Source organism: Streptomyces sp. NPDC051776, assembly GCF_040681345.1.
Lineage (GTDB): Bacteria > Actinomycetota > Actinomycetes > Streptomycetales > Streptomycetaceae > Streptomyces.
In genome coordinates, this window is sequence record NZ_JBFAYQ010000106.1 from 1 (window position 1) to 6565 (window position 6565).

Genomic DNA, 6565 nt, shown 5'->3' on the forward strand with positions numbered 1-6565 from the left:
AACAGGATCAGGCTGCCCATCAAGATCAGCACTCATGTCCACCGTGACTGTCGCCAACCCCCACCTTCGTGCTCATGCAGAGAGTCGTCCAACAGCGGGGCACTGGTCAGGTCGGAGTTTGCGGTTGGTGGGGGGGCACGGGCCCGGAGAAGCTGCGAACGTGCGCGGGGTTGGATTCCTTTCCGTGGTAGAGCACCAGGACGAGACCAAGGCGACCTACGACGGGATCGTCGAGCTGTATGCGTCGATGTTCGCTGATCGGCTGGAGACGAAGCCGATCGCGCGGAACATGATCGGCACCTTCGCCGAGCTGGTGCGCGGGGCGGGGACCCGCGGGCAGCAGACGTCGCACAGAACACCGCCCGATCCGGTGAATGGGCCGGGAGTGCCGCCGCTTCTGTGAATCACCGGGCAGCGCGCAGGGGCCCCGCCCGGTTACCGCGACATTGGTCAGGTGCTGATCTGTTTGCGGCTGTCCCCACCGCTGATAGCGATCTTGCGGGGCTTGGCCTGTTCGGCGACCGGGATCCTCAGGCGCAGGACGCCCGCGTCGTAGGAGGCGTCGATGCGCTCGGTGTCCAGGGTCTCGCCGAGGAAAAGCTGCCGGCTGAAGAACCCGGTGGGCCGTTCAGAGACCACGACCTCCACGCCCTCGCCCATGCTGGGGCGACGTTCGGCCCTGATGGTCAGCACGTTGCGTTCGACATCGAGGTCGATCGACTCCGGGTCGATTCCCGGAAGGTCCAGTTCGACCACGAAGGTCTCGCCCTCGCGGAAGGCGTCCATCGGCATGGCCGCGGGTCGGGCAGGAGTGCCCAGAAGCTGCTGGGTGAGGCGGTCCAACTCACGGAAGGGGTCCGTACGCATCAGCATCGTGATCACTCCCTTTCCTCGGATGCCCGTGATGCGCAACCTCACTGACTTATATAACTCCCGAGAGAAAAGTTGACAAGACCAGACGCAATCCTGCGGGAATGCGCGCAGGTTGTGGCGCTGATTAGCCGTGATGCCCGCCACAGGGCGCTCTGGCCGGGGCCGACATTCCGGTCACCGCCACCCTGCGCGGGAGGGGGCGGGGCGCGGCATGCTCTGGTTGCGCCACCGCCTGTTGCAGGTCGTGGCCCGGCGGGTGTGGCGCGTACCGATCAGCGCGCTTGCTCAGAGTTCACCCAAAGCCGCGCCGCGGATCGACCAAGTGGGGCCTGAGCCTACTCCGCGAAACCATGATGGAATAGATATTCCGTCGCGGGCTCCCTGCCCTTCTCGCCGTGCCCATGCCGCGGACGCCTCGCGAGGTATCGCCTCCGCGGCCGCCCCCCGCAGGAGGCTCTGCCATGGCCTCGCACCGTTCCGATCACATGCTCCGAGGGCTGCTGCGAGCAAGCCACGTGTCGACCTTCGAAGACCTGCCCGCGCTGGTGGCCGAACACGCCGAACGCCAGGGCTTGCACCAGGCGACCATCTTCGTCAGCGACCTACAGAAAATGGTGCTGCGGGAGGCGACCGGACGCGGACGTGACGCCGGACGCGGCGGGACCCAACTGGACATCGACACCACCTCGGCCGGCCGTGCCTATACCTCCGGCGAGATCTCCTCCTTCTCCGAGAAGGGATACGACCGGCATTGGCTGCCCCTTCTGGACGGCACCGAACGCCTGGGCGTACTGCGCGTGGACAGCCGGCCCCAGCCCACCGGCCAAACCATGGAAGCCATGAAAGACCTCGCCTCACTTGTGGGTCTGCTCTTGGTGGCCAAACGCGCGAACAGCGACTCCTACGCCCGCCTCATCCGGGTCAACGCCATGACGGTCTCCGCGGAGATGCAATGGACCCTGATGCCGCCCCGCACCTTCGCCAACAGCCACGTCACCATCGCCGCCCAGATGGAACCGGCCTACGCCACCGCAGGCGACGCCTTCGACTACGCCCTGGCAGCCAACATCGCCCACCTCGCGATCTTCGACGCCATGGGCCACGACACACCGGCCGGACTCACCGCAAACCTCGCCATGGCCACCTGCCGCAACCGCAGACGCCAGGGCGCGTCGCTGGACCACACATGCGCAGCGATCGAGAAGATGATCAGCGAACATTTCATGGACAGCCGGTACGCCACCGCCGTCCTTGCCGACCTCGACATGATCACCGGCCTTCTGACCTGGGTCAACTGCGGTCACCCCCAGCCCGTACTGATCCGCGGCGGCCGCAGGACCACGCACCTGGAATGCCCGCCCGCACCCCCTCTGGGGACCGGTTTCGACCTGCCCATCTCCGTGTGCCGCAAGCAACTCCAGCCCGGCGACCGGCTCTTGCTCTACACCGACGGCGTCACCGAAGCCCGCAGCGCGGCAGGCACCCAATTCGGGCTCGACCGGTTCATCGACGCCCTCATCCGCCACCAGACCGACGACCTCTCCGTCCCAGAGACCCTGCGCCGCCTCATCCACGCCGTGCTCCACCACCACGAGGGAAACCTCAGCGACGACGCCACCGTCCTGCTATGCGAATGGAACGGCCCTCCATCGCCGCGAGGCAGAGGTGCGGCATGACGCGCACCGGCACGCACGGCACTCAGCACCGCCGGAAGCGGACGGCCGAATCCACCCGCAACCTTCGACCGGAAGGCCCCGTACTCGGGAGAGGTCAAGTGCGGGCCTGGTACGGGAGCCAGCTCCTGCCGGGCAGGGCGTGCGGTGCCATTCCGTGGCTGATCGAGCGGGGAACCCCGGTGGGTTCCTCATCCGGGCATGCGGGTGTCCTCCGACGGCGCAGATCACGCGGAGCATGAGATTGATCATGGTCACGAGTGAAGGGGTGGCCAGCACAGGCGTTGGGCCGACGTACCGGGGGTCGGCGGTTGTTGATACCAGGCCGTTGGGCGGGATACATCCGAAGACCCAGGCCTCCCAGGACCCTTGGTGCAATGCTGCGCGTACTGGTTGCGGGCCTGACCTGAGACGGCGGCGCGGAGCTGTGCCGGGTGCCTGATCCCCATGGCACGGGCTGAGATCGGGCCCGACGTCCCTATGACGCTGAGGGATTCGACTGCGGCTGGCCCCCTTGGGTGCGCAGTTGCTCGTTGATGCGCTGGGCTTCCTCGAGTTGGTCTTCGAGGATGATGATGCGGCAGGCAGCCTCGATGGGGGTCCCCTGGTCAACGAGTTCGCGGGCGCGTGCGGCGATACGTAGTTGGTAACGGGAATAGCGACGGTGGCCGCCTTCGGAGCGCAGGGGTGTGATCAGTCGGTGTTCGCCGAGGGCGCGGAGGAAGGCGGGGGTGGTGCCGAGCATGTCGGCAGCCCGGCCCATGGTGTAGGCGGGGTAGTCGTCGTCGTCGAACTTGTCGACGACGCGGGTACTGCGAGGGGGCATAGACCTCTTCTTTCCAAGGACAACGTCGGGGGGCCCGAGTGCCGTACCGGCACTCGGGCCCCGAGCTTTCAACACCATCTACCGGCTGACTGCGCCGGACTTCTTGTTCCGCTGGTCCGCCCGGGAGGGCGGAAGTGCGGGGATCGCGGATGCGTGACCGGGGACCACCTTCCAATCCGGGGTCTGCGGTACCCGAGCGGTGTTCTGCTTCGCCCAGGCGATCCTGATGGCGTCTGCTCCTTACCTCATTCGGTTACTCGGTTGTACTGCTGGTATTGCGGATACTGCATGCGGCCCCATGGGCCGCTCGGCCCGGCAGAGCGGCCCATGGGCCGCTCGGCCCGGCAGCCAGTGAAGGAACCCAGCCTTTCCGGCCCCGCCGCTCCACTGCCGTTCCGCGTCCTGCCTGACCTGCTCGCACGGCAGTTCATCTCTGCCGTGCCCTCTTCGACTTCCTGGGTACGAGGAAACACTAACCCTCGCACGCACTCATGTCTACTCTCGCCAGGACAGGTTTTCTCCGAATGGGGTGATGAGAGTTCTACCTCCCGCATGCCCGGAAGCGTGGCCTATGGGGTTGAGGTCGGGCTCGGCGGGCACCAGCTGAGCTCAGCGACGCAACCGACTGGGCGGGGGCGCAAGCGCATGACCGACATGCAGACGACGGCACAGCGCCTCCCAGGCCCCCGTCGTTCTCGAAGACGACAGCCCACTGACGCCCCTCGCCTCCGCGGGGTCGCCCGCGCCTTCATCGATGATCTCGACCCGGCCCCGGGCCACGAGACCGCGAAAACCCTGGCCCTGGTGGTCTCCGACTCGCCACCAGCGCCCTGCGCCACGGCGGCGGCTCCTACACCCTCCACCTCAGTGCCACCACCGAAGCGGTGCACGTTGTCGTCAGCGGCCCCAGTCCCGCACTCCCGCGAGAGGTGCCCCCGACCTCGACAGTGGCGCCGGAGGGTTCGGATGGCCCATGGTCCACCGCCTGGCCAGCGAGGTGACGTTCACCCCGCGCCCCGGCCGGGGCAGCCATCCACGCCCGCTTCCCCCGGTGACACGACCTGCTCCTGGGTGCGTCAGGTTGGGCTTCGACGCCGGTCGTTGCTGTTGCGGCGTAGCTGGTTGGTGTGCCGGTTGATGCCGTCGATGCGGGCGGCGAGGTCGGGATGGCTGTCCTGGAGATGTGGGTGGGCGTCGGCCAGTGGGCCGACCAGGCCGGCGGCATCATCGGCGGCCAGGGCTTGGTCGAGGTCCCCGACCGGGGTGCGGGCCGATGTCGGCAGATCAGTGAGGGCGGTGATCTGTCCCGCAAGGCGGCGCAGGTCGGCGGCGTGGCGGCGGGCCCAGTCGTCGACGCTGCGGTCGGCGGCGCGGCGGTCGCGTGTGTCCTGGATGCGTTGTTCGCCGGTGCTGCCGGCAGCGCCCGGGCGGATGCGCAGGTAGCGTCGTTCGGCGGCTTGCCGGCTGGCGACCCCCAGGGGGGTGGCGAGTTGAGCCCAGCTCGCTCCCCCGGTGCGGGCTGCTTCGATCAGTCCGGTCTCCCACGCGGCCAGGCGCTCGCGTACGTCCCGGAGCAGAGAGAGGGCTGCGAGTGCCTGTGCCGCGGCCGAGCCTTCGTCGTTGGCGGGTGGATCACCTGGCGTGGTGGCGTATGCGGTGTGTACGGCCTCGGCGATATCGATCAGCGCTCGGTGGGCGGCGAGCACGGCGGGTGCAGGGTCATGTACCTCGATGGTTTTGCGGTGGGCTTCAGGCAACGGGCCTCCTCCTCCCGGGCGGTTGTCAACGTGTCGGCGACGCTTGGTTTGTCATCGCATGGATGACATGGTACAACCGTGTCAGGTGAAGCGCATTGGCTGAGTTTTCAGCGAGCCGATGGAGGTGTGATCCCATGTTGATGCGCACTGACCCCTTCCGTGAACTGGACCGTCTGGCCCAGCAGTTCATGGGTACGACAGGGACCTGGTCACGGCCGTCCTCGATGCCGATGGACGCCTACCGCGAGGGCGACACCTACGTGATCGCCGTGGACCTGCCCGGCGTGACCGCCGACGCGATCGACATCGACGTCGAGCGGAACGCGCTGACGATCAAGGCCGAGCGCCGGCCCCTCGCACACTCCGACGATGTGCAGATGACCATTTCCGAGCGCCCCCTCGGCGTCTTCTCTCGCCAGGTCATGCTGGGCGACAGCCTGGACGCCGAGAACATCCAGGCCCACTACGACGCAGGGGTCCTGACCCTGCGCATCCCGATCGCCGAGCGGGCCAAGCCCCGCAAGATCGCCGTCACCACGGCCGACCGCGATCAGAAGCAGATCATGGGCTGAGCATCCCACCGATCCGCCGGAGCAACTGTCGCGGCGGACGCCCCGGCGGGGAGCCCTCCCCTCATCCCCGCCTCAGGCGAGGGAGGCGGCCCAGGCCCCGGGCCGCCTCCCCCACCGCCTCAGCAGACCGATCGTGGCATGGGCAGCGCCCAGCACGACTCGGCCTGGGCTCGCTTGTGTCACCTGGCGAGCCCAGGCGCTCCGGCCCACACCACTACTACGACAAAACAACGGAAAGGCAGCACCCGCCGATGTACGCCCAGCCCAATCTCGACCGTCCGGCCCCCGCCATGACCTACGACCAGTTGCTGGAGCGCGTGCGGTACGACGGGGCCTACTCCACCCGGGAGCGGGCCGAAACGGCCGTCACAGCGGTGCTGGCCGCGCTCGGCCGCCAGCTCGTGGGCGATGAGCGCGTCGACCTGGCCGCACGCCTGCCCGTCGAGGCGGCACTCCAATTCACCGGGCAGGTCCCGGCAACCGAAACCCTCACCGGCTGGGGCTTTGTGAAGGACCTCGCCGACCGCACCGGCGCCACCCCCGCAACCACCCGCTGGGACGTCGGCACCGTCCTCACCATCGTCGCCGAACTGGCCGGACACGAACTCCTGGCCCGTATCCTCACCCAACTCCCCAGCGGCTATGCCCTGCTGTTCGGGCGAGCCGAACTGATACAGGCCGCCTGACCCGGGCAGACCAAGGCCACCGGATGAGACACCGGCCCCCACTTCCGCAGAGCCCGGAAGGGGGCCGGTCCCGGCGTTACAGGCCCTAGGGCCTGTGTGATGTTGTGATCAGCCAGTCGCCTTCAGGAGGTCGTTGATCCAGATCATGGAGGCACGGAGGTGGAGGCCGGCGAGGTAG

6 protein-coding genes and 1 pseudogene are annotated in these 6565 nt (G+C 67.9%); 4 read left to right on the forward strand and 3 right to left on the reverse strand.

Annotation, left to right across the window (positions count from 1 at the left end; genetic code table 11):
• Positions 1-184: 184 nt before the first annotated feature.
• Positions 185-328, forward strand: a pseudogene (locus AB0M26_RS30995) (SAM-dependent methyltransferase); the annotation flags it as partial.
• A 122-nt stretch (positions 329-450) separates the two neighbouring features.
• Here the strand turns inward: AB0M26_RS30995 and AB0M26_RS31000 are convergent.
• A complete protein-coding gene (locus AB0M26_RS31000; protein WP_365266208.1) occupies positions 451-873 on the reverse strand; it encodes an Hsp20/alpha crystallin family protein in 423 nt (140 codons plus the stop codon).
• 461 nt (positions 874-1334) lie between these two features.
• Between AB0M26_RS31000 and AB0M26_RS31005 the strand changes: the two genes are divergently transcribed.
• Positions 1335-2549 carry a PP2C family protein-serine/threonine phosphatase gene (locus AB0M26_RS31005; protein ID WP_365266199.1) on the forward strand — a complete coding sequence of 405 codons (1215 nt, stop codon included), beginning with the start codon at positions 1335-1337 and terminating at the stop codon, positions 2547-2549.
• 475 nt (positions 2550-3024) lie between these two features.
• Here AB0M26_RS31005 and AB0M26_RS31010 read toward each other — a convergent pair whose 3' ends face one another.
• Both AB0M26_RS31010 and AB0M26_RS31015 read right to left on the reverse strand, forming a co-directional pair.
• Positions 3025-3372 (reverse strand): MerR family transcriptional regulator, encoded by a 348-nt coding sequence (locus AB0M26_RS31010; RefSeq protein WP_365266201.1) that lies wholly within the window; start codon positions 3370-3372, stop codon positions 3025-3027.
• A gap of 1076 nt (positions 3373-4448) precedes the next feature.
• Positions 4449-5129: a type III effector protein gene (locus tag AB0M26_RS31015; protein WP_365266203.1), complete on the reverse strand. Its 681-nt coding sequence runs from the start codon at positions 5127-5129 to the stop codon at positions 4449-4451.
• 134 nt (positions 5130-5263) lie between these two features.
• Between AB0M26_RS31015 and AB0M26_RS31020 the strand changes: the two genes are divergently transcribed.
• Positions 5264-5701 carry an Hsp20/alpha crystallin family protein gene (locus tag AB0M26_RS31020; RefSeq protein ID WP_365266205.1) on the forward strand — a complete coding sequence of 146 codons (438 nt, stop codon included), beginning with the start codon at positions 5264-5266 and terminating at the stop codon, positions 5699-5701.
• 251 nt (positions 5702-5952) lie between these two features.
• Entirely contained in the window at positions 5953-6387 is a 435-nt protein-coding gene (locus tag AB0M26_RS31025; protein WP_365266207.1) for a DUF2267 domain-containing protein, read from the forward strand.
• Positions 6388-6565 lie beyond the last annotated feature (178 nt).

Excerpts from the sequence above, each read along its gene's own strand:
- AB0M26_RS31000 (WP_365266208.1), bottom strand. The coding sequence starts at position 873 with ATGCTGATGCGTACGGACCCCTTCCGTGAGTTGGACCGCCTCACCCAG.
- AB0M26_RS31005 (WP_365266199.1), top strand. The coding sequence starts at position 1,335 with ATGGCCTCGCACCGTTCCGATCACATGCTCCGAGGGCTGCTGCGAGCA.
- AB0M26_RS31010 (WP_365266201.1), bottom strand. The coding sequence starts at position 3,372 with ATGCCCCCTCGCAGTACCCGCGTCGTCGACAAGTTCGACGACGACGAC.
- AB0M26_RS31020 (WP_365266205.1), top strand. The coding sequence starts at position 5,264 with ATGTTGATGCGCACTGACCCCTTCCGTGAACTGGACCGTCTGGCCCAG.
- AB0M26_RS31025 (WP_365266207.1), top strand. The coding sequence starts at position 5,953 with ATGTACGCCCAGCCCAATCTCGACCGTCCGGCCCCCGCCATGACCTAC.